Source organism: Staphylococcus sp. Z5-21, assembly GCF_056529615.1.
In genome coordinates, this window is the sequence record NZ_CP096462.1 from 61,893 (window position 1) to 85,078 (window position 23,186).

Consider the following 23,186-nt stretch of genomic DNA (forward strand, 5'->3'; position numbering starts at 1 on the left):
ATATGAGTAACAATAAAATTTGTGACGTCATTTGTGTTCATGAGGAAAAAGTGAATTATGCTTTAAGATTTTTAAAAGAAGAAAAAACTCAATGGCTTATCAATACATTATTAAAGATAAGTGATGAGAATAAGCTGAAAATTATATTAGCTCTAATTAAAGAGAAAGAATTATGTGTTTGTGACTTATCTATAACATTAGGTTTGAGTATAGCTTCAACATCACATCATTTGAGAGCCCTGTATAAAAGAGACGTGCTGAATTTTTACAAGGATGGGAAAATGGCATACTATTATATCAAAGATATAGAAATGAAATCATTATTAATAAAATGTATGACTTAAATATAAAGAAACGCTCACATTAAACGAGCGTTTCTTTGAATTCTTGTATTCTTTTTCCAATTTCATCTCTAACACGTTGAAATTCTGGCCATTCTTTTCCTGCTGGATCATCAAAGCCCCAGTGTTCTTTTTTAACATTAGGTGGTAATATAGGGCAATTATCGTCTGCATCACTACATAATGTTACGACCAAATCTGACTGTTCAAAGATATCACCATCAATCAAATCTGATGTATGGTTTGAGATATCAATATCTACTTCTTTCATAGCTTCTATTGCTTTAGGATTAACACCATGTGTTTCAATACCAGCAGAATAGACATTCCAATCTTCACCCAATATTTCTTTTCCCCAACCTTCAGCCATTTGGCTACGACAAGAGTTTCCTGTACATATAAAATAAATTGTTTTCTTATCCATAATTAAAGCCTCTTTTCTTAAAATATGATTAGTGTAAGGTATAAACCTAAGAGTGTTACAAATAGGACTGGAATAGTAATGATAATTCCAGTTTTAAAGTATGTCCCCCACGAAATCTTCACACCTTTTTGTGTTAAGACATGTAGCCACAATAATGTTGCTAAAGAACCAATTGGTGTAATTTTAGGTCCTAAATCAGAACCTATGACATTCGCATAAACCATACCTTCTTTAATTGTTCCAACTACATTCGATTGTCCGATAGCAATTGCATCTATTAAAACTGTAGGCATATTATTCATAATTGATGATAACAAAGCAGATATAAAGCCCATGCCCATAACACTACTGAATAGTCCATAACTTGAAATATTGGATAATACATCAGCTAAAATTGCGGTGATGCCTACGTTTTTCAAGCCGAATACGACTAAATACATACCAATTGAAAATAGGACAATATTCCATGGCGCACCTTTAATTACTTGTTTCGTATGCACAGCTTCGGAATTGCGAGCTAACAGTACAAAGATAATAGCAATAATACCAGCAATGATTGATACAGGGATTTGAATAAACTCACTAACAAGATAACCCACAAGTAGTATTGCTAATACAATCCATGAAACCTTAAATAATTTAGGGTCTTTAATTGCATTTTTAGGGTCTGAAAGATTTTCTGTATCGAACCTTTTAGGTATAGATTTTCTGAAATATATCCATAAGACGAGAATACTAGCAATCAGAGAGAATATATTAGGAATAATCATTCGACTAAAATACTCAACAAACCCAATATCAAAGTAATCTGCAGAAACAATATTAACTAAGTTACTTACAATTAAGGGCAGTGATGTCGTATCTGCAATAAAACCACTGGCAATAATAAAGGGGAAAATCATTTTTTTATTAAATCCTAGATTCCTTACCATCGCTAATACAATGGGCGTTAAGATTAAAGCTGCACCATCATTTGCGAAAAAGGCTGCTACAATTGCCCCAAGTAACATGATAAAAACAAACATTTTTAATCCATTACCGTTTGAAGCCTTGACCATATGTATCGCAGACCATTCAAAAAATCCAATTTCATCTAATATTAATGAAATAAGAATAACAGCTACAAATGTTAAAGTAGCATTCCAAACAATACCAGTTACTTCTAATACATCGGAAAAACTTACGACTCCCGTAATGATCGCAACGATAGCTCCAATTAAAGCTGTGATACCAATATCTAAACCTTTCGGTTGCCATATCACAAAGGTTAAAGTTAAAAGAAAAATCACAATTGCTAATATTGTCATTAACACTCACCTGACTTCATATTTTTACATACACATCGTTCGTTAGATGTATTAATAAGATTTAAGTTATGATTAACATCATCTAAAATTTCATGATTAAGTCGATACATATGTTTATTACCTTCTTTTCTTGAAAGAACTAATTGCTTATCGACTAATGACTTCATATGATGACTTAGCGTAGGCTGTGAAAATTGAAAATGTTCCAGTAAATCACAAGCACATAGTTCACCACATGAAAGTAAATCTATTATTTCTAATCTGCTTGGATCAGATAAAACTTTTAATATTGTTGCTAGTTCTTGATAAGACATAACCATACCTCCCTTACAATATATAGAGTACCATCTATATAGATTATTGTCTATGTTATGTGTTCTTGTGGATCTATAGGATTGGGGAATGAGAAAAAAACCGCATCATCTACCGATAAGTAGAAGCCTATCACAAATAAAACTAAAAAATAATTTGTTCATAACAAAAAGAAAAGAAGTATAATTTTGAAAATAGAAGAGTTCATTAAAGGGTATTTAAATCATCGGGTATTATTTATAGGTACTGGATTAAGCTTAAGGTACTTAAATAATAGCTATAGTTGGGAAAATCTACTGCAACATATCTGTTATCAGTTAATTGGAAATAAAGAAATCAATGATGAGTATTATAATTTAATGGAAAAAGGAATAAATATTAGTAGGTTTAAAATTTATATATCAAAATTATTTAAGAAACTAGATTTTAAAATCAATTTTGAAGATGAATTTATTCATATGAAAAAGGCTAGAAAGAATATTGGATCAATTGTTACTACTAACTATGACAAATTGATAGAAAACTTATTCGAATTTAATCCTTTAATTGGTAATCAAATATTATTAAGTAATCCTTATGGATCAGTTTATAAAATACATGGCTGCATAAGTCAACCAGATAAAATTGTATTAACTAGTGAAGATTACAATAAATTCAATACTAGTTATGAACTAATTAGAGCACAGTTATTATCTTTATTTATTCATAATCCAATTATTTTTCTGGGTTATAGCATAAACGATGAAAACATAAGAGATATTTAAGAAACTATTTATAAATATGTATATATAAATAGTGATTTGTCTGAAAGAATTAGAAGTAACTTTTTACTGGTAGAGTTTGACGAAGGTTCTAAAAATAAAGAGGTTGTGGAACACGATATTCAACTAGAAAATAACAAAGTTATTAGAATTAATAAAATTAAAACTGAAGATTATAGTAGTATATATAAAGCATTAGGCAATTTAGAACTATCAGTTTCTGCCTTGGATATACGTAAGGTTCAGAATGTTGTTAAAGATATTTATAAAGGTGGTAAAACTAGAGTTGAAATAACAGAAGATATAGATGATTTAAATAATAGTGAAAAAATACTAGCTATTGGAACTTCAAAAACGATTAAATATGAGTTTCAAATTGTACCAGAACTTATGCAAAAATATTTTCAGATAGAAGAAGAAGAGAACAAACAAATTCTTGATGTAATTAATAAGCAAATAATTCAAAAAATCAATTTTTCCCAATTTATTGTTTTAGAAGATTAAAAAAACATCTACTTGAATTCGAAAATAAAAATAATACATCATACAAAAAATTATTGTGTGCATATGATTTGAAAAAATATAGTTCAAATGTAGTAATGGATAATGTGTAATAGTAGCGACTTTAGAGAAAGCATTCAAAAAATGTATACAAAAAAAGATCTGAGAAAGCCTTAGGTCTTAAAAATAAGGCGCAGTTACAGAAAAGAATTAATAAACTAGTCGATATTTATAAGATTGATATGAAAAAATTTCAAAAAAACCCTGGAGAAAGTGAAAGAGCTGCATATAATTTTAATGGTATAGCTTTTGATATATTATGCGTCTTATTGAATAATATGTCAGACGATAAGTTACCTAATGCAATAATGGATGAAGATGTTAGGTTAAGAAAAGGGGCGATAGAGAATATAGATATTACCCAATATGCAAATTTTATTAAAGTATTAAGAATGATATAGATAAAATTGAATTTAAACCATTAAGGTTACATATACATGCACAAAAAGCGTTCAAAATTATCGTACCCATACATGATGCGATTATGATTGAATGTGATGATAAAGAGACTGCACAGGATGTTGCCCAACTAATGAAAGATACAGCTAACCAATTGTTCAATGGTGAATTTGCGCATGTGACATTGGAAGAAATAGGAGGTGTTGACCATGAATAATGATAGAGGACAAAGCCTACACATTCCAAGTATTACATCACTTAAAGAAAATAATATATATGTAGCTACGTTACATTTTGTGATCCAAACAGATGTTTCAAGTGAAGTAAAACACCAATTCACATATAAAATTAAAGTGAACAATCAAATTGTATATACGAATCATAATATTTCAACACAAGCGAGCACAAATCAGGTGTCAATCAATGATTGGCTTAAACGTTGTAGTAACTATAGCGTGGGTTACAAAACGTATGAATCTTACATTGACGGAAAGCATTTAATCCATATTGATCAATATAATGATAATTATTATGTACACGATGTAGCGCCATTAAAAGAAACTGAAGGTATATTATAATGAACAGTATATTCGAAATGCTAACTAAAATAATAAGTGTGGCTAAGGAGGCAATTGACCGTCAAGGTCTGATTGCTATCCTAACTATTTCTGTTAATAATGACAATGAAATAGAAGAAACGGCTCAAGGTGAAATTGTGTATAACGAACTTATCGATTAGTTACGACTTAATATCCCAAAAGATACGGATTATCGACCTAACATCTATAGCTATTTTTGTTATTAAGAAGAAACCCAATGACACCGTACTCATAGAAATGATGATAAAGGTTTTTCATATCAAACGCTTTAATTCAGAACGGTTTGTTTTCAAAGCTAACGGGTGGCAAAAGATAAATGGAGATGAATTACAAGGCATGATATCTAAAATAAAATGATATAAGTATTGCTTGTAGGTTATAAGCCTTCATTAAGCATTCTAAGAAATGTCGTAGATGGATTGCAAAAACCCTCAGATACAGAAGAACTCAATGGGGATAAAGATTATATTGACTGTGGGAGAAACATGTTTAATCTAAAGACATTTAAAGTGGTTGAAAATGATACAAAAATATTCCCTAAGACACGATTAAATTTGAATCCAATATTACTTAACCATAGACAATGTAATACATACTTTTTCACAATGAAAAACCCCTCCAAAGGAAATGATTTTTCTCTCATTTGAAGGGGGTTTTGCTTATATTAAATTAGAAAAATAATGCTTTAACTACTCTGAAAAGAGAACTAAATAATTGAAAGATATCACCAGACATTAGATTAACCACCTTTCTCTAAATACCTATTAAAGACTAAGCTTTTTGAGTTTGAGTGAGCGTTTCACTTTGAACTAAATCATCGGCTAAATCGTACCAAAATTGTTGTAATTCTTCACGTGTACGTTTTGTATCTTTACTATCTTGTCCTACAAAATCGACATGATCCCAGTTATGTTTTGTAGATGTTACTTGCCAAATACCTTTTTGATTTGTATCTGTTGCTTCTGTGTAAGCTTGATTGAAAGGATGCTGGGATGAAATAACAGAAACTAAGCCATCATTTTCTCTCCATTCTTTTTCAGTAGCTTTACCAATGACATTTGCAGTAGCTGTGAATGGTAAGAAAAGATTATAGTCCGCTTTATATTTACCCGATAATGTAGAGTGTGTTGCTTCACCTGTATACGTTTTGTAAACGATATTAGGATTGAGTGATGTTTTACGGTTAAGATCTGTGGCACCATCGCGTGTTAAATCGTAAAAAGCATTATCTTTTGTTTGCCATAGTTTAGAAGTTTTAGCTCGTGAAAGGTATGATAAATAAGATTCTCCAGGTTGTTGTTTTAACCCCCATTGAGATAGACCGAAGTCTACACGAGAGTATTTATTACCAAGTTTTTTACCTAGATCAAACGCAATTTGACGAACAATGGCCTCATTACCCAATTTATCAGAGGCGTGTGTACCATTGTGTGGTGTACCTAATGTGGTAATTGAAGAAACCATATTATCTTGACCACCTTGTAGTAAAGGAGAAATATCACCACCATGTGCTTTTTGATATTCAATTTCTTCTTGACTACCATTTCTTAATAATTCTTCTAATTGACGGACAGTTTGTCCTCCCATACTATGACCGACTAGATGTACTTTTTGGCCAGGTTGCCAATCTTTATAAACACCTTCGTATGTTTTACCGTAGCGTTCATGTCCATATCTTTCTGCATGTGCAGCACCATAATCAACAGTACCACCTTTAATATAGGAATAAAGTTCAACTGCACGGTCATAGTTACTACCAAACGCACTAATGCTTGCTTCATAAGCATTATAACCATTTTGTTCCAAGTCTTGACGAATGTTTAATTTATCTCCACCCCAATAATGTGATAAAATGCTAGGATTAATATCGTCAGTAAATCCATTAAAACCATGAACAAGAATAATTGGATCTTGATTTTTGTATTGACCTTGCTTAGCAGGTTTGTTTGTTTGGTCTTTTGTTTCCGTCGTACCTTGTTGTTGAGACGTATTATTTGTCGTGGCTACTGTATTGTTAGCTAACATCTCTAATTCTGCCGGTGAGTCTTTTTGATCTTTAGCACTTTTATTTCCAACAGTTTCATTTGCTGCATCATTGATTGAGATAGTTCCCTTTTTAATATTTAAAGTATTCTCTTTAGATGTAGTGGAATCTATTGATTGTTTAGTTGGTATTGTTTGTTTTGCTGCATTTGTATTTATGATACCATTGTTTTTTTCAGTAGACAGTGTTTCTACATCATTATTATCATTTTTTGTTGAATCGTGATTTACATTTGAATTATCTTCAGCTTTTGATGACGTGGATTGTAAAGTTTCTTCGGTTGGCTCTGATTGAATCTTTTCTGATGAATGATTGTCAGTTATTTTTGATGTATTATCTTTTGTAGATAGTGTTTTTGATTCATCAGTAGTAGTTGGTGTTACTGAAAGTTCTTGATTAGTCGCTTTCTCTGCTGTGGGATTTACATTTGTAGATGTTTCTGTTGTGTTATCTTTTTTATCTGAAGTTTCTGTGTCTTTTTGAAGTGTGCTTTTAGTCGTTTCTTGTTTTTCAAGAGAAGGTGAATCCTCTCTAGTTAAGGCTGATTGAGAGTTATCGGAATGTGTTTCTGTAGTTGATGCTTCTGTAGCTTCAGTTGATTGATTTTTTGTAGTTTGATCAGTTAGGCGGTTTGTTGTTTCTTCATTAGTGTATGATTTATTCGTGTCATCATTAACTGAAGTTGAAGGTGTATTTTCATTATGTAAATTTTGTTGTTTTTCATTTTCATTAGTTACTGACTGCGATGTAGAGGCTGTTTGTTCGTTAGATTGAACTTTGTTTTGTTGTGTTTCCTGTTCATCAGCTTGTTTTTGATTATCACCAGTAGATTGCGCTAAAGTTGATTCAGAGGTACCCACTTTCTGATGTGTTTCTGTTGCCTGTGCAGCACCGCCGCCACCTCCCATAAATAGCAATGTCGCTACTAAAATGGATGATGCACCTACACTGAATTTACGAATACTGTATCTGTTTTCTCTATTTTTCATGAATAGCACCTCTATTAATTAGTTATTTAAATATATAAATTAGATAAAAATGTTGATAATTGCACGGGGTATAAATCCAAAGAACTTACTAAATACTGCTTTAACATTTTCCAAAACAATCATCCTTTCTTAAATCGATATTTTTAGGAAGCGCTTACAATTATAAAAAATTTCTATGTAAAAAGAAGTTACATACGAGACTTATAAATTACCGTTGGTGAGGGAATTTAAATATATAGTAGCTCTAAATGAAAGCGCCGTCAATATTTTGTCACAATTTTATAAGTAAATATACGCTTTAAAAGCATATAGAGTTAAAATTTGTAAATAAATGATAAAATAAAAGAACGGAAAACTAATGAAATAGTCTGCTTTTTGAAAATCGTTATTTTTATGTTTTCAAATGTAAATCGAAATTTTAAGCGAACGAGGTAGCGTAATACGTCTCCCTTTCCCAAGTAACATTTGAATAATCAAAACATTAACATCATCGAATTAAAAATAATCATAAGTAAAAAGACGGTATGATTAGCCTTAACCGAAATGTCTTTTGTACGCTTTATATAAACTAAAGATTTGTAATATTTTCTGTATAAACAGATGGCGGTGAATCCTAAGAATGGGAATTTAATAAAAATACAATGGTTCTAGGCTACTAATTCTCTGAATTTATAGAGGCTAAATCGCCTAATTTTTGTTGAATTCGATTATTATTGCAGTTTTTGCATGTGTTGTAGCTATTATAACTGCCATACATACAAGAAAAGCATATTTCACGCTTAACGCAGATAGTTTAAATGACCATTTGCATGAAATGTTCAATGGGTTTCTTAAATATAAAGAAGAAATAGAAAAAGTAATGTTGATATTTGAATATTAAATTAGTACGCTTTATCAAGATATTAATAAATTTTTTAGATTTGTTACCAATTAATATGAAAACAAACAGAACATTGAATTCACATATAGACAATACTTAAAAAGAATACAAGAAAATTATAATAATTCGTTGAGAAAAAAGGTGGTTTTTTACTAATATAGGTAATGATGAATAAAAAAATATAATGATAACAAAATGAATTAGCTATATTTAATTAGAAGTACAGTAATTTTATCTATTATAAAATTTTAATAATATAAATTCATTTACTTAATGAGATTTTTTAGCTAAACCACTAACAAGGGGAACGCGTCAAGAGATGGCAGATAAGATAGTTTTAGTACTCTGTAATTTTAGGTATAAGGTATATTATAACCGTTATAGTCTATCCACCTATCGCCCTTTATCTACGCACTCCACCTTTAAAATCTACAATTTCCTTATGCTTATTCATTCACTATCCCTCCGTACTCTTCTCATCGTACTTTTAATTCACACATCCCTTTTCCTTCGTCACTCGGTCATGGCAGTTTGTATTTCTTGTTCAATTAAGTCGATATGTTTACTGATCAAATTCCGTTGTTCATTCAAGAATTCTAGGTGTGCGCGTAACACGCTTGGGACATCTGTTTGGTTTTGATAAAGCATGTCTGTGTTTTTTCGGATTTCTTTTAATGGCATATTCAAATTGCTTAGGCACTGGATAAATTTAATCATTTCGATATCGTCGTCTGTGTATAAACGCTTGTTATTGCTATCTCTGTCGATGTGTTTCAAGATATTCTTTTTCTCGTAATAACGCAGTTTGCTTTTAGGTATATTGCAATAATCTGAGACATATTCAATGTAATATTGTTTCATGTAAGCATATCCTTTCTCTTAAACCAAGGTTTAACTGATATTGTACTCTATATAAACATGAATGAGGAGGAAATACAATGAAAAAAGCTTTAATTGTTGTAACAAACATTGCGAAATACGATAATTTAGACAGACCTACGGGTGCGTGGTTCTCAGAGGTTACGCACTTTGCGAAAGATTTCTATGACGCAGGTTATGATGTTGATTTCGTAAGTCCGAACGGTGGATATGTGCCTCTTGATCCTGTCAGTCTTAGCCCTGAAATGATGCGAGCTGAGGACTGGGAATACTATACGGATCATGATTATATGAACAAATTTGGACAAACTTTATCTCCAAAAGAGGTTAATTCTAGCGACTATCAAGCCATTTACTTTGCAGGTGGACATGGTGCGATTTGGGATTTTAGAAATAACAAAGAACTTAACGACATTGCGTTAAGTATTTACAATAACCAAGGCGTTCTCTCTTCTGTATGTCATGGTGCGGCTGGTCTACTCGATATTAAAGAAAATGGCGATTACCTCGTTCGTCATAAAGACGTGACTGGTTTTACAAATAGTGAAGAACAAGCAAATGGTACAACTGAATACATGCCATATTTATTAGAAGACGAATTTATTAGTAACGGTGCACATTTTAAAAAAGAGGATGACTGGAGCAATTTCGCAGTCGTAGATGGTCGCATTGTGACTGGTCAAAATCCTCAATCAGGACATGCTGTTGCTGAACATGCTTTAAAAATCTTAGCTAATCAATAATTTCATAAAGGAGCGATACACATGAAATCATTAATTATTGGCGCTAATGGTGGCGTCGGTCAACATCTCGTACGCAAACTCAAAGCACGAAACGTTGACTTTACTGCCGGTGTTAGAAAAGAAGAACAAGTTGAAGTTTTAAAAGCAGATGGTATTGATGCAACTTACATTGATGTTGCAAAACAATCTATTGATGAATTAATAGAATTATTTAAACCGTATGATCAAATCCTTTTTTCCGTCGGTTCTGGTGGAAGCACAGGTGACGATCAAACAATCATAGTAGATTTAGACGGTGCAGTGAAAGCAATTAAAGCAAGTGAACACGTCGGTCGTCAACACTTTGTTATGGTATCAACGTACGACTCACGTCGAGAAGCGTTTGATGCGTCAGGCGACTTGAAACCATATACCATTGCAAAACATTATGCGGATGACTACTTAAGACATTCAAATTTAAAATATACCATCGTGCATCCAGGCGCATTAACTAACGATCATGAAACGCAACAATTCAATATGAGTGCGCAATTTGAAAATGTACAAAATCCGTCTATTACAAGAGAAGATGTAGCAGAAGTGCTTGTTTCTGTGTTAACTGATGTAACATTAAAAGGTCACGAATTCCAAATCATCAATGGTGATTTGTCATTATCAGACGCTACGACTAAATATCTGGAGGAATAATAAATGAATAATCAACAAGTTGTACTTGCAAAACGACCACAAAGTATCCCTCAAGACGATGTATTTAGATTTGAAACAATAGAAACTCGAGAACCACATGCAGGTGAGGTTCAAGTAGAATCCATTTATGTATCTGTAGATCCTTACATGAGAGGCAGAATGAATGATACAAAAAGTTATGTTCAACCTTTCCAAGTGAATGAGCCATTACAAGGTCATATTGTTGGAAAAGTCACACAATCGAACGATGAACGTCTATCTGTCGGCGATTATGTCACAGGCATATTACCATGGAAAAAGATAAATACAGTGAATGGAGACGATGTGACCCCTGTGCCATCAAAAGATGTACCATTACATTTATATTTGAGTGTTTTAGGCATGCCGGGAATGACGGCCTATACAGGATTGCTTCAAATTGGTCAACCACAATCTGGCGAGACGGTTGTCGTGTCAGCTGCATCAGGTGCAGTAGGCTCTGTCGTAGGACAAATTGCTAAGATTAAAGGCGCAAAAGTTGTCGGTATTGCTGGTGGTAAGCAGAAAACAACATATTTAACAGATGAATTAGGATTTGATGCGGCCATTGACTATAAACAAGATGATTTCGCACAACAACTCGAAGCGGCTGTACCAGATGGTATTGATGTGTATTTTGAAAATGTAGGCGGCGCAATTTCTGATGAAGTGTTTAAACACTTAAATCGATTTGCACGCGTTCCGGTATGTGGTGCAATTTCAGCATATAATAATGAAAAAGACGATATTGGACCACGTATCCAAGGAACGTTGATTAAAAATCAAGCATTGATGCAAGGTTTTGTAGTAGCACAATTCGCTGATCATTTTAAAGAAGCAAGCGAACAACTCGCACAATGGGTGTCTGAAGGTAAAATTAAATTTGAAGTGACGATAGATGAAGGTTTTGACAATTTACCTTCTGCATTTAGAAAGTTATTCACAGGAGAGAATTTTGGTAAACAAGTTGTCAAAGTCGCTGAAGAATAGAGAAGACTATGAAAAATATCATCGTAAGATTCATATTTAGTTTACTGTTTTATAAAAGTGGTGTTGCACACTTTAAAAATAAAGATATGTTTTTAAAAATCGTGCCGTCCTATTTACCTTTCAAACACGCAATAGTTAAGTATTCGGGCATATTAGAATTTATAATTGCTTTTTATGTACTCGGTGCTAAAAATAGATCACGCGTAAGAAAAGTAGTACAAGGATTCCTTTGGCTCGTATTTCCTGCAAATATTTACGCTGCACGTAAGAACATCTCTTATAAAGATGAAAGAGATGAAACAGATAGTGTTAAGCAGCATGTCATTCGTTTACCATTACAATTTGTCATGGTCGCACTTGCGAAACTATTATAAGACTTATCATAGCCACGCCTGGAACATTACTTTTGTTCCAGGCGATTTTTTAATATTTACACTTAAAATCGACGTATATCAAATGATTCTCTTGACAACGCTTATGTGCTCTTTGTTTAAATAAGCTCATATCAGACATTTACTTTTCAATTTTTCTATAGTGATAAGCTTCTAAATTAAGAAAAGCATAAGTTAATTTGCGTGTATGAGTGTAAGAAGAAATAAAAAATGTATTTTATCATGTGATGCTATCGCAACATTGTAACATTAATGTAATAACGTGACCTGTAAGACAAATATGAGGGGAGGGTTTTTATGAAAAAAGTTTCTAACTTTATTTTAGCTAGTAGTTTAGTTTTGGGCTTTTTCGTAACGCCCGAATTATTTAATATCACTCAAGCACATGCGCAAGAATCTGTGAAACCTTATTATAGTTACAGTGGTTATACAGCAAATCAAAGTAATTTTATTCTAGATAAGAATTTTAAAACATCTCAAAAAGCTGATAACTTCAAGATTAATAATCACAAGATTACTAAAAATGCATTAGCTAAAAATAATAAAGATTTACACGATCCAACATATTACGAGGTTTCTAATCATAAAACGAATGGTGTTTTCTTCTTATTAGACGGTAAGTCAGTGAGCAAAAAAAATTATTGAATCATTACGGTGAACCAAAGTATACATCTACATCAGCCTGAGCCAAAGAATATATGTATAAAATAGAAAATGATGACTTTTAAAATATAAAGTTGTAGTAGATACATTGTAAAAATAAACTTAAATTGCTCAAATACTTTTCAATAATATCAAGATATATATTAAATCGAAAGTGATTATATAGTACCAAAGCAAATATGGTACTAATTCCAGATTATACAGGAAAAGATAAAGAATTTTTTATACTAGTGACATCATTAAAGCAAGTAAGATTATTCCTTTTTTAGTCAAATTCTTGTGGTTTGATAAATTTATTGATTAATTATTATAAATAAAGATTGAAAAGCTTTAAGAAGGGTATAATTTTAAATAAGAGACTTGGAGCTCTTGTAAATTAAGATAATGAGCAAGTGAGCTCGTTAAGTTAAAGATGAGCTGAGGTAAAGTTTACCTGCTCATCTTTTTCTATTTGGAGGCTAAATATATGAAAAAAATATTATTAACAGGCGCTTCGGGATATATCGGTAGTCACTTAATGAATAAATTAAAAGATAACTATGAAATTATAGCTATTTCTAGAAATATAGAAAATAAATCAAATGAACACAATGTTACTTGGAAGGCAGCTGACTTGTTTGATTTAAATGAAATCACTGAGGTAATGGAGGATATTGATATCGCTATATATCTTGTCCATTCTATGATGCCTTCAGCTAAGTTGACGCAGGCGAGCTTTGAAGATATGGATGCATTATTAGCTGATAATTTTGCTAAAGCCGCAAGTTATAACAAAGTTCAGCATATTGTATTTATGAGTGGTTTGATACCTAATACAAGTGAATTATCACCACATTTAAGAAGCCGTTTAGAGTGCGAACAGATTTTAGGATCATATGGTGTACCAGTAAGTACTTTAAGAGCGGGTTTGATTATAGGCTCTAAAGGAAGTTCTTACCCTATATTAAAAAAATTAGTGGATAGATTACCTGGCCTGTTACTGCCAAAATGGGCTTATAATACAACATTGCCAGTTGCAATAGACGACGTGATTGACGGTTTATATAAAATTGTAGAGCGTAATCCAAATGAGAACGAATCGATAGATATTGGTGGACCTAGTCATATGACTTATAAAGATCTATTCAAGCAAACTGCAGAGGTACTAGATAAACGATTACCTACGATAGATTTGCCTATTATTCCCATTTGGCTAAGTAAATATTGGGTGAAACTTATTTCAGGTGTTCCAAAAGAAATGGTCTATCCGTTAATGGATAGCTTAATTCATGATATGATTAGAAATGATGAAAATATTGTGAAAGACATTTCTATAGGCAAGATTGATTATAAGGAAAGTGTGCGTAATGCCTTGGAAGAAGAAACTAAGACACAAAAGAAAGGGAAGTCATCACGTAAGGGCGATATTAAAGATGTTAGAGCAATATCAAGGGTAGTCTTACCTAAAGATGTAAATATGATTCAATTGGCAGAATCATATGCAAATTTTTTAAATAGAATTACATTAAATGTCGTTAATAGTGATTTTAACGAAGATAACTTTACGATTAGTGTGCCGTGTTTAAATAAGGACTTACTATTATTAAGTAAAGATTTTAAAGCTTCTAATAACGAGAGAATTTTATATCGAATTGTTGGTGGAGATTTCGCTTTAGATTCAGATGGTGGTAATGCGAGATTAGAGTTTAGAAGATTACCTAATAGTGACGCATGTATCATAGCGTTACAAGAATATGAACCGACGTTACCTTGGTGGGTATATAAGTATACCCAAGCAAAAGTTCATAAAAGTGTAATGAATCTTTTTAAATTCAAGATTAATAGCCAAAAAACTAATAAAGGAGAATACTTTAATATGAAGAAGTTTATTTTGCCAATTGTTATTACAGGTGCAATTGTTTTGAAAGTATATGGATTGAAAAAGTATTTAGCTAGAAAAAATAACATGTCTAATGCCGAACTATAGCTATTAGATATAATAGCTAGTTACTTTTACAAAAAAAGAGGGGATCAACTATGAAAGCAAACGAGATAATTAAAACAATTATAAAAGTTATAACACCAATTACAGGTGGTAAATTTATAGGGAAATTTGCAGTGAAAAATGCGAGAAAAGATTATAAAAATAATGTTAAACCACCTTTTTCACCACCCGGCTATGTCTTTCCAATTGTGTGGCCAATACTTTATACAACGATGGGCGTAGCTTATGCATTAGTGACTAATAAATCTACTAGTAAGGCTTTGAAAGGTGCTTATTACTCACAATTAAGCCTGAATTATCTATGGTCGATATTATACTTCAAATATAAATTACGCTTTAGTGCGTTGATAGAGAGTGTTGTATTACTGGGCGCAGTAGTTACAACAACTGTAAAATTTTTCAATGTAAAAAAAGTTGCTGGCATTTTACTAGTTCCATATATGCTTTGGAGCGCTTTTGCTACTTATTTAACAGCTGGTAATTGGTATTTAAATAAAGATAACCCAAGCTATACAGCGAAATCTGAGCATTAAATTGATGAAAAAGATTATATATATTGCGCTATATTGGTTTATAGTTCAAATGATTATTGCTCAACTTGGTACTCGTATTAGTTATAAGTTCTTAGAAAAAGATAATAAGTATTTTCGAAGTTGGAATATTGAACAAGAGGGTCAATTATGGCAACAATTAGTTAAAGTGCAATATTGGAAAGATCATTTGCCAGACGGTCAAAATCTTAACCCTAATATCAGTAGTAAAGCGACTTTCGATCTATCTAAAAATATGAATGATATACAGCGATTTATATTAGAAACTAGACGTGCAGAGGTGGTTCATCTGCTATCCATATTTCCTGTTATTGCGTTTTTTAAAGCGTCAAAAAGTGTTAAAATAATTAATTTTATATATGTCATTATAGCTAATGTGCCTTGTATGATTGTTCAGCGCTATAATCGCCCTAAGTTAATACGTATTTATAATAAATTACAAAAAAGAAAAGGTGATTAAATGGGAAATAAGAAAGTGGTTGTCATAGGAGGTGGCTTGGGAGGGATTGCTAGCGCAATTTGTATGGCTCAAGCAGGCTATCAAGTGGATTTATATGAACAAAATAAGCATATCGGTGGAAAGGTAAATAGGTTAGACATAGATGACTATGGATTTGATCTCGGTCCATCAATTTTAACCATGCCTAAAGTATTTCAACGCTTATTTCAACGATGTGATGAAAGGCTAGAAGATTATGTTAGCATTCGTAAGTTAAGTTTACAGATTAGAAATGTTTATCCAGATGGCCAAATTTTAGATTTATATGAATCCATGGAAGATATGTTAACAAATAATGAATCGTTAACAAATAAAGATATAGAGCAACTTTCTTCGTTTTTTAGTTACGCACAAAAGATACATCAAGTTGCTGAAAAAAGCTACTTTGATAAGGGATTAGATACGATGTTTGCAATTATTCGTTATCATGGTCCGTTTTCAGCTTTAAAACAATTCGACTATTTTCATACAATGCAACAAGCCATTAATAAAAGGGTGGATAACCCTTATTTAAGAGAAATGCTAGGTTATTTCATAAAATATGTCGGCTCCTCATCTTATGATGCTCCGGCTGTATTGAGTTTATTACCTCAAATGCAACATGAGGAAGGTTTGTGGTACGTAGATGGTGGCATTCATAAGTTAGCGGAAGCGATGGAACAATTAGCGAGAAAATTAGGTGTGGGCATACATTTTAACACCCCTGTAAAACGTATCAATTATAATAGTCAAAATAAGGTGACAGGGATAACAATAGAAAGTAATAAGGAAATATATGCAGATTACATTATATCTAATATGGAAGTAATCCCTGTTTATAAGTATTTATTGAATTTTGATGCAAACCAAATAAACAAATTGGAACGTAAATTTGAGCCAGCTAGTTCAGGTTATGTCATGCATCTTGGTGTGGACAAAAGTTATCCAGAGCTTCAACATCATAACTTTTTCTTTTCAAGTAATTCTAAAGTTAATTATGATCAAGTCTTTCACCAGTATGTTTTGCCTGAAGATCCGACTATTTATGTAGTGAATACAAATAAAACAGATAAGACACAGGCGCCAGAGGGACACGAGAATATAAAAATATTGCCACACATACCGTACATTCAGAGTAAGTCATTTAGTGAAGCAGAATATCTGCAATTCCAAGAACGTATATTGGATAAATTAGAGTCCATGGGCTTGAAAGATTTGAGAAAGCACATTGTATATGAAGACGTATGGACACCACATGATATAGAAAATACATACAATTCTAATAAAGGAGCTATATATGGCGTAGTATCCAATAAGAAGAAAAATAAAGGTTTTAAATTTCCTAAAAAAAGTCAGTACTTCAAAAATTTGTACTTTGTAGGTGGTTCTGTAAATCCTGGCGCTGGTATGCCTATGGTTACTTTGAGTGGTATGCAAGTAGCAGAAGCTATTATTAATGGAGAAAGTAGTTGAGGCTGAATGATACTTTATATAATAGCAATAGTATTGACGATACTATCACTAATAAGTGGAATGTGTATGTATGCGCGTCGAGCGATTATAAATAACTCCGGAAAAGGAAGAGGTCAGACAGCCGTCAGTGTTATTGTACCTGCTAGAAATGAAGCGGAGAACTTACCTAAATTACTTAACAGTATAAGTAAAGAGCAAGAAATAGAAGTAATTGTTATGGATGATGGTTCAACTGATGAGACAAAAGTTGTCGCTAGATATTATGGTGCGAGCGTATATACTGTTGAAAATGATACTACATGGCAAGGTAAGTCACATGCTTGTTGGCAAGGTAGCAAATATGCAACGCATGATTTATTAATGTTTGTTGATGCTGATGTTCAGTTTGCTTGTGATGATAGTATTCAAAATATAGCCAATCAATATGATTTACAAGGTGGTAAAGGTTTGTTGTCAATACAACCTTATCACAAGATAAAAAAGCTATATGAAAATATATCGGCGATTTTTAATTTAATGACAATCGTAGGTATGAATCAATTTTCAATCACGAAATCAGCAAATAATGAGCAAGGCGCGTTTGGACCAGTCCTTGTGACAAATAAGCAAGATTATAAATTGACACAAGGACATTTGAAAGCTAAAAATCAAATCATTGAAGGCTTTGCAATAAGTAAAGCATATAATCAGCAAGGTTTGCCAGTTAGTTTGCATGAAGGCCAAGGCGTAGTGAATTTTAGAATGTATTCTCAAGGATATAAAGCGCTATTAGAGGGTTGGAGTAAACACTTTGCACTTGGCTCTCAAGTAACTAAAAAGTCTACGCTTACGTTTGTATTTTTATGGCTATTTGGTTCACTTACAACAGTTTTAGCGATAATTTTTTCAATTAATTTAGGCTCGTTATATATATTATTAGCTATTACTCTATATTTTATATATGCGATACAATTTCATATATTTATTCGAAGAACAGGAAATTTTAATATCGTTGCGAGTTTATGTCATCCACTGCTCTTCATATGCTTTGTCGTGATATTTTTTAAATCATGGTTAGATATCAATGTATTCAAACGTATATATTGGAAAGGTCGTAGAATAGATTTATAGCTTAGTTTTTTATACAAATGTCAAGAAGTTCTAGGCTTACTGAGGAGGTCAATAAATGAATCAATTAGAGAGAGATTATAACCATTGTCACAATATAATGAAAGAACATTCAAAAACGTTCTCATATGCCTTTGATTTTTTGGATTTAAAAAGGAAAAAAGCAATTTGGGCTATTTATGCAGTTTGCAGAATTATAGATGACAGTATTGATAAATACAAAGACCTTGAGCAATTAAACGGCATAGCTAGAGATTTAGATGTGATTTATAGCGATTGTGATTATATTCAAGCGTATCAAAGTGATGCAGCTATTATGAATGCTTTAAGTAATACATTGAATACATATTCAATACCTAAAAAACCTTTTGAATCTTTAATTCAATATGTGAAGGAAGATTTAGTTTTAAAAGAAATGAAAACTGATTCAGATTTATATGAGTATTGCTATGGTGTGGCAGGTACTGTCGGTGAATTGTTAACTCCTATATTAACTTCATCAAATGAAAATAATTTCGAGCAAGCTGAAGAAGCTGCGATTGCTTTAGGCAAGGCAATGCAAATAACTAATATTTTAAGAGATGTCGGCGAAGATTTTCAAAATGGAAGAATTTATCTAAGTGTAGAAAAATTAGCTCAATATCGAGTTAATCTACATTCTATATATTATGAAGGAGTTACGCCAAATTATATAGAACTGTGGGAAAGTTACGCTACAGAGGCAGTTAGGTTATATGATAATGCATTAAACGGTATTAATTATTTTGACGAAGAGGTACGTTACATTATCGAATTAGCTGCGATAGCTTATCATGAAATACTTGTGGAAGTAAGGAAGGCAAACTATACGTTGCATAAGAAAGTATATGTAAGTAAATTGAAAAAAATGAAAATTTATCGTGAACTTAGTGCGAAATATAATAGGAGTGAAACATTATGAAGATTGCAGTTATAGGCGGCGGTGTTTCAGGTTTAGCTGCAGCTTCAAGATTAGCAGCAAACGGTCACCAAGTAGATTTATATGAAAAGAACCAACAAATAGGTGGCAGGATGAATCAAATCAAGCAAGATGGCTTTACATTTGATATGGGACCAACCATCGTAATGATGCCTGAGATTTATCGAGACGTTTTTAATTACGCTCAAAAAAATATGAATGATTACTTGGAAATTAAACAATTATCACATATATATGATGTTTATTTTAGCGAAACAGATCAAATTCGCGTTCCTACAGATCTTGCTCAATTAAGAAATATGCTTGAAGGTATTGAACCTAACTCTACATATGGTTTTATGTCCTTTTTAACAGATATATACGAAAGATACGAAATAGCACGAAAATATTTTCTAGAACGTACGTTTAGGAAACCTACGGATTTTTATAATCCTTTTACTATATATCAAGGTATGAAACTCAAAACATTTGATAAAGCAGATAATTTAATTGAAAAATATGTTGATAATGAAAAAATCCAAAAGATTTTAGCGTTTCAAACATTATATATAGGTATCGACCCTAAACGAAGCCCGTCATTGTATTCAATTATACCCATGATAGAGTTAATGTTTGGCGTTCACTTTATAAAAGGTGGTATGTATAGCTTTGTCAGAGCGCTTCAAACGCTAAATGAAGAATTAGGTACTCAAATTTATACCAACGCAAACGTTGAAGAAATTATCATTGATAGTAGGTATAAGCGTGCGGAGGGACTAAAAGTAAACGGACATATAGAAAAGTATGACAAAATAATTTGTACTGCTGATTTTCCATATGCTACTTCATCTTTAATTAAAAATGAACATCATCCTAAGAAGTATACGACACAGAAAATTGATAATATGGACTATTCTTGCTCAGCCTTTTTAATGTACATAGGGGTTGATAAAGATTTATCTGAAGATATCTTGTTACATAATGTTATATTTTCAAAGGATTTTGATAATAATATCAATGAAATATTTTCCGGGGAAATATCCCAAGATCCATCAATATATGTATACGCTCCTAGTGTGGAAGATCAGTCGTTAGCGCCAGAAGGTCAAACAGGTATTTATGTGCTGATGCCCGTTTCAGAATTGAAAACAGGTGATACGGATTGGTCTGATGAGTCAACAATCACACAAGTGAAAGATATTATTTACAATAAGCTTTCTACGATTAAAGCGTTAAAAGATTTGAAAAAGCAAGTTGTGACAGAAATTATTTATACGCCTAAGGATTTTGAAGGAGATTATAATGCTAAATTTGGAGCAGCCTTTGGTTTAATGCCTACTTTAGCGCAAAGTAACTATTACAGACCGCCTAATGTGAGCAGAGATTACAAAAATTTGTATTTTGCTGGAGCTAGTGTTCATCCAGGGGCAGGAGTGCCAATTGTACTGACGAGTGCTAAAATTACAGTTGATGCTATGTTAGAAGATATTAATAATGGTATATAAAAAACGGGAGTGGGACAGAAATCAAATTTTCTAATATAGATTTCGTAGTCCCACCCCGGCAAGGATGACTAGGATTGAAAAAAGCTTGATATAATCGCATTTTCAATTCAGTCACCTACTGCCAAATTGAAAACGAGCCTGAGACATCTATTTATGTCCTAGGCTCGCCTTTTTAACTAATCGAACGTAATGGTTTGTGGTGCGTCTAATTTTTTATCGTTCATAATTTTTATGGATTTTGGTATTACTTTAATTACACACAAGTTTGGATCATCCTTAGAGTCAAAAAAGGACTTATCTTGTTTGTTCCAAATCCAATCAATAGTCTCTTGATCTTTCAGTATTTCAACATTAGCATCAATTTCTAGAAAACTACGATTATTCGTTTCATCGTAACCTATAAGTACGTGAGCTTTGGGATTATCTTTAAATTCAGCAATTTTTTTAGACTCAATGCTTGTCTTAGTATAAAGTGTGTGTCCATCATTATAAAATACCATGTATCTACTATTAGGTGTATTGTTATGTGCAGTAGATAGGACACCTATTTTTGATGTATTTAATATATTTTCAATTTCATTTTGTAATTGTTTGTTATTCATAATTTAATCACCTCTGATAATAATATACCCTGAAGTTGCCTATAATATGTAAGGTATTAAAATTTATTTTATTTTTAGTGAATTATACAAAAGTTAAAACGGGTATATGATTGAAAACACAATCTTAAGTTAAAGGACAATTATAAAGTGAATTTGTATGAAACAAGCTGGGAGGCAGTAAAATGCATTTAGGAGTCATACTTAACAGAGTTTTTAGAACGAAAGATAATCCACTTTTTCAATATATAGTGAAGCATCAAAATGAGATAAATAAATTGTATTTTATCTTACCTTTAGAAGATTTAACTGACGCATCAGAAGTAAAACGTGACTATTACTATAAAGTTGTAAAAGGATTTGTAAATGCTTTAGATAAGCATGATATACAACCTTATATTGTCACATACGAAAAGCTAGGTGAATTAGCAGAAACATTGGCGTTATCTCACGTATTAGTAGCAAAAGATATTATGAGTTATCACAAAGAAATATATGACTATCCTCATGTAAAAAAGGCTTTCGAAAATCACCAAGTTACAGTAATTGGACAGCGCGTGAATCATTATTTTGAGCCAACAAAGACTTTTAATAAACAGCAACAGCCTTATAAAGTATTTACTAGTTTTTATAAAGCAAATCGTCAGGACTTAGTACACACCCCTAAAAAAAGTTATCAATTTAAGCAGTTGTCTCAAATTGCGGAAAAGGGTTCAAATCAAAGTGACTTAAAATTTGAAAATAATAAAGATATAGAAAAGTTAGCGCGTAAAGCTTGGGATGATTTTTTAAATGGTGACATAGCTCATTATGATAAATTGACTGACGATGTGTCGCAGGATTTTGTAAGTGGATTAGGTAAATATTTAGCATATGGACTACTCGATATTCGTGAAATTATAAATGATTTACTTGAAGATTATGAGAGCGATGAAAAAAATTTTGAAGCTTTTATAAGAGAGGTTCTATTCCGTGAATTTTATTATGTGTTAATGACACAGTATTCAGAAACGGCAACTAAATCTTTTTCTGAAAAATATCGAAACATGCAATGGTCGTATAATAAAACACATTTTGAAGTATGGAAAAAAGGTCAAACTGGTTACCCAATCGTTGATGCTGCAATGAAGAAGCTGAATCGTACAGGATATATGCATAATCGCTTACGAATGGTCGTATCACAATTTTTAACGAAAAATTTATTTATTGATTGGACTTGGGGGGAGGAGTACTTTAGACAGTATTTGATAGATTATGATAATGCATCTAATGTACATGGATGGCAGTGGTCAGCATCAACTGGAACAGATGCAGTGCCTTATTTCAGAATGTTTAATCCTATACGTCAAAGTGAGCGTTTTGATGCGCAAGGGTATTTTATTAAAACACAGCTAGAAATATTTAATGATGTGAGCAGTAAATACATTCATGATCCAACTAAATATAAAGACAAGTTACAAGAAATTTATCATATTGAAATTGGAAAAGATTATCCACAGACTATCGTGAATCATAAAAATAGTAGAGATTATGTTATGGATAAATTTAAGCAATTTTGACATA

Annotated in this window: 24 protein-coding genes and 3 pseudogenes; 21 read left to right on the top strand and 6 right to left on the bottom strand. The window is 32.0% G+C overall.

The genetic code is table 11. From position 1 onward, the window contains the following. Positions 1–2: 2 nt before the first annotated feature. Complete coding sequence (locus tag M1D64_RS00225) at positions 3–344, top strand: ArsR/SmtB family transcription factor (RefSeq protein ID WP_075340033.1); 342 nt, start codon at positions 3–5, stop codon at positions 342–344. 19 nt (positions 345–363) lie between these two features. Here M1D64_RS00225 and arsC read toward each other — a convergent pair whose 3' ends face one another. The 3 genes from arsC to M1D64_RS00240 are packed head-to-tail and all read right to left on the bottom strand — an operon-like array spanning position 364 to position 2,386. Next, complete coding sequence (gene arsC, locus M1D64_RS00230; protein WP_075340032.1) at positions 364–765, bottom strand: arsenate reductase (thioredoxin); 402 nt, start codon at positions 763–765, stop codon at positions 364–366. 17 nt (positions 766–782) lie between these two features. After that, positions 783–2,072 carry an arsenite efflux transporter membrane subunit ArsB gene (gene arsB, locus M1D64_RS00235; RefSeq protein ID WP_115338267.1) on the bottom strand — a complete coding sequence of 430 codons (1,290 nt, stop codon included), beginning with the start codon at positions 2,070–2,072 and terminating at the stop codon, positions 783–785. Further along, entirely contained in the window at positions 2,072–2,386 is a 315-nt protein-coding gene (locus tag M1D64_RS00240; RefSeq protein ID WP_037538716.1) for an ArsR/SmtB family transcription factor, read from the bottom strand. Before M1D64_RS00240 ends, arsB begins: the two co-directional genes overlap by 1 nt. A gap of 186 nt (positions 2,387–2,572) precedes the next feature. On the opposite strand from M1D64_RS00240, the gene M1D64_RS00245 reads away from it, so the two are divergent. The 6 genes and pseudogenes from M1D64_RS00245 to M1D64_RS00270 all read left to right on the top strand — a co-directional run. Next, positions 2,573–3,148 carry an SIR2 family protein gene (locus M1D64_RS00245; RefSeq protein ID WP_129531080.1) on the top strand — a complete coding sequence of 192 codons (576 nt, stop codon included), beginning with the start codon at positions 2,573–2,575 and terminating at the stop codon, positions 3,146–3,148. Positions 3,149–3,184: 36 nt separating this feature from the next. Next, positions 3,185–3,649 carry a hypothetical protein gene (locus tag M1D64_RS00250; protein ID WP_129334951.1) on the top strand — a complete coding sequence of 155 codons (465 nt, stop codon included), beginning with the start codon at positions 3,185–3,187 and terminating at the stop codon, positions 3,647–3,649. 176 nt (positions 3,650–3,825) lie between these two features. Next, a pseudogene (locus M1D64_RS00255) lies at positions 3,826–4,107 on the top strand (DUF6038 family protein); the annotation flags it as partial. Positions 4,108–4,190: 83 nt separating this feature from the next. Then, the gene (locus M1D64_RS00260) at positions 4,191–4,322 is read left to right on the top strand and encodes a hypothetical protein (RefSeq protein ID WP_257616959.1); all 132 of its coding nucleotides are present in this window, start codon (positions 4,191–4,193) and stop codon (positions 4,320–4,322) included. Next, positions 4,315–4,683, top strand: a complete 369-nt coding sequence (locus M1D64_RS00265; protein WP_075340029.1) for a hypothetical protein — start codon at positions 4,315–4,317, stop codon at positions 4,681–4,683. Before M1D64_RS00260 ends, M1D64_RS00265 begins: the two co-directional genes overlap by 8 nt. Next, positions 4,683–5,261: pseudogene (locus tag M1D64_RS00270) on the top strand (DUF5906 domain-containing protein); the annotation flags it as partial. The gene M1D64_RS00265 and the pseudogene M1D64_RS00270, both read left to right, overlap by 1 nt. Positions 5,262–5,475: 214 nt before the next feature. On the opposite strand, the gene lip reads toward M1D64_RS00270, so the two are convergent. Next, a complete protein-coding gene (gene lip / locus M1D64_RS00275) occupies positions 5,476–7,737 on the bottom strand; it encodes a YSIRK-targeted triacylglycerol lipase (protein WP_075340028.1) in 2,262 nt (753 codons plus the stop codon). A gap of 697 nt (positions 7,738–8,434) precedes the next feature. Between lip and M1D64_RS00280 the strand changes: the two genes are divergently transcribed. Next, positions 8,435–8,617 (top strand): hypothetical protein, encoded by a 183-nt coding sequence (locus M1D64_RS00280; RefSeq protein ID WP_075340027.1) that lies wholly within the window; start codon positions 8,435–8,437, stop codon positions 8,615–8,617. A gap of 513 nt (positions 8,618–9,130) precedes the next feature. On the opposite strand, the gene M1D64_RS00285 is transcribed toward M1D64_RS00280, so the two are convergent. Beyond that, positions 9,131–9,478, bottom strand: a complete 348-nt coding sequence (locus M1D64_RS00285; RefSeq protein WP_037538708.1) for a MerR family transcriptional regulator — start codon at positions 9,476–9,478, stop codon at positions 9,131–9,133. Between the two features lie 77 nt (positions 9,479–9,555). Here M1D64_RS00285 and M1D64_RS00290 point away from each other — a divergent pair, with 77 nt between their 5' ends. From M1D64_RS00290 to M1D64_RS00345, 12 genes and pseudogenes are all read left to right on the top strand, one after another. After that, on the top strand, positions 9,556–10,239 hold the full coding sequence (locus M1D64_RS00290; protein ID WP_069821798.1) for a type 1 glutamine amidotransferase domain-containing protein: 684 nt from the start codon (positions 9,556–9,558) through the stop codon (positions 10,237–10,239). 21 nt (positions 10,240–10,260) lie between these two features. Next, complete coding sequence (locus tag M1D64_RS00295; protein WP_069821799.1) at positions 10,261–10,926, top strand: SDR family oxidoreductase; 666 nt, start codon at positions 10,261–10,263, stop codon at positions 10,924–10,926. 3 nt (positions 10,927–10,929) lie between these two features. Further along, positions 10,930–11,934 carry an NADP-dependent oxidoreductase gene (locus M1D64_RS00300; protein ID WP_002483586.1) on the top strand — a complete coding sequence of 335 codons (1,005 nt, stop codon included), beginning with the start codon at positions 10,930–10,932 and terminating at the stop codon, positions 11,932–11,934. A gap of 8 nt (positions 11,935–11,942) precedes the next feature. After that, positions 11,943–12,308: a DoxX family protein gene (locus M1D64_RS00305; protein WP_069821800.1), complete on the top strand. Its 366-nt coding sequence runs from the start codon at positions 11,943–11,945 to the stop codon at positions 12,306–12,308. A 315-nt stretch (positions 12,309–12,623) separates the two neighbouring features. After that, positions 12,624–13,009, top strand: a pseudogene (gene isaB / locus M1D64_RS00310) (immunodominant staphylococcal antigen IsaB family protein); the annotation flags it as partial. 446 nt (positions 13,010–13,455) lie between these two features. Next, positions 13,456–14,955, top strand: a complete 1,500-nt coding sequence (locus tag M1D64_RS00315; protein ID WP_002483583.1) for an NAD-dependent epimerase/dehydratase family protein — start codon at positions 13,456–13,458, stop codon at positions 14,953–14,955. A 50-nt stretch (positions 14,956–15,005) separates the two neighbouring features. Further along, positions 15,006–15,506 (top strand): TspO/MBR family protein, encoded by a 501-nt coding sequence (locus tag M1D64_RS00320; RefSeq protein WP_002467556.1) that lies wholly within the window; start codon positions 15,006–15,008, stop codon positions 15,504–15,506. A gap of 4 nt (positions 15,507–15,510) precedes the next feature. Beyond that, on the top strand, positions 15,511–15,984 hold the full coding sequence (locus M1D64_RS00325) for a glycosyl-4,4'-diaponeurosporenoate acyltransferase CrtO family protein (protein ID WP_002467534.1): 474 nt from the start codon (positions 15,511–15,513) through the stop codon (positions 15,982–15,984). Further along, entirely contained in the window at positions 15,985–17,475 is a 1,491-nt protein-coding gene (locus M1D64_RS00330) for a phytoene desaturase family protein (protein ID WP_047211166.1), read from the top strand. Between the two features lie 66 nt (positions 17,476–17,541). Beyond that, complete coding sequence (locus tag M1D64_RS00335) at positions 17,542–18,585, top strand: glycosyltransferase family 2 protein (RefSeq protein WP_075340026.1); 1,044 nt, start codon at positions 17,542–17,544, stop codon at positions 18,583–18,585. A gap of 55 nt (positions 18,586–18,640) precedes the next feature. Continuing rightward, the gene (locus M1D64_RS00340) at positions 18,641–19,522 is read left to right on the top strand and encodes a phytoene/squalene synthase family protein (protein WP_075340025.1); all 882 of its coding nucleotides are present in this window, start codon (positions 18,641–18,643) and stop codon (positions 19,520–19,522) included. Continuing rightward, on the top strand, positions 19,519–21,024 hold the full coding sequence (locus M1D64_RS00345; RefSeq protein WP_075340024.1) for a phytoene desaturase family protein: 1,506 nt from the start codon (positions 19,519–19,521) through the stop codon (positions 21,022–21,024). The genes M1D64_RS00340 and M1D64_RS00345 overlap by 4 nt, the downstream gene beginning before the upstream one ends. A 176-nt stretch (positions 21,025–21,200) precedes the next feature. On the opposite strand, the gene M1D64_RS00350 is transcribed toward M1D64_RS00345, so the two are convergent. Then, a complete protein-coding gene (locus M1D64_RS00350) occupies positions 21,201–21,626 on the bottom strand; it encodes a pyridoxamine 5'-phosphate oxidase family protein (protein WP_041080228.1) in 426 nt (141 codons plus the stop codon). Positions 21,627–21,808: 182 nt separating this feature from the next. Between M1D64_RS00350 and M1D64_RS00355 the strand changes: the two genes are divergently transcribed. Beyond that, positions 21,809–23,182, top strand: a complete 1,374-nt coding sequence (locus tag M1D64_RS00355) for a cryptochrome/photolyase family protein (RefSeq protein ID WP_069821805.1) — start codon at positions 21,809–21,811, stop codon at positions 23,180–23,182. Positions 23,183–23,186 lie beyond the last annotated feature (4 nt).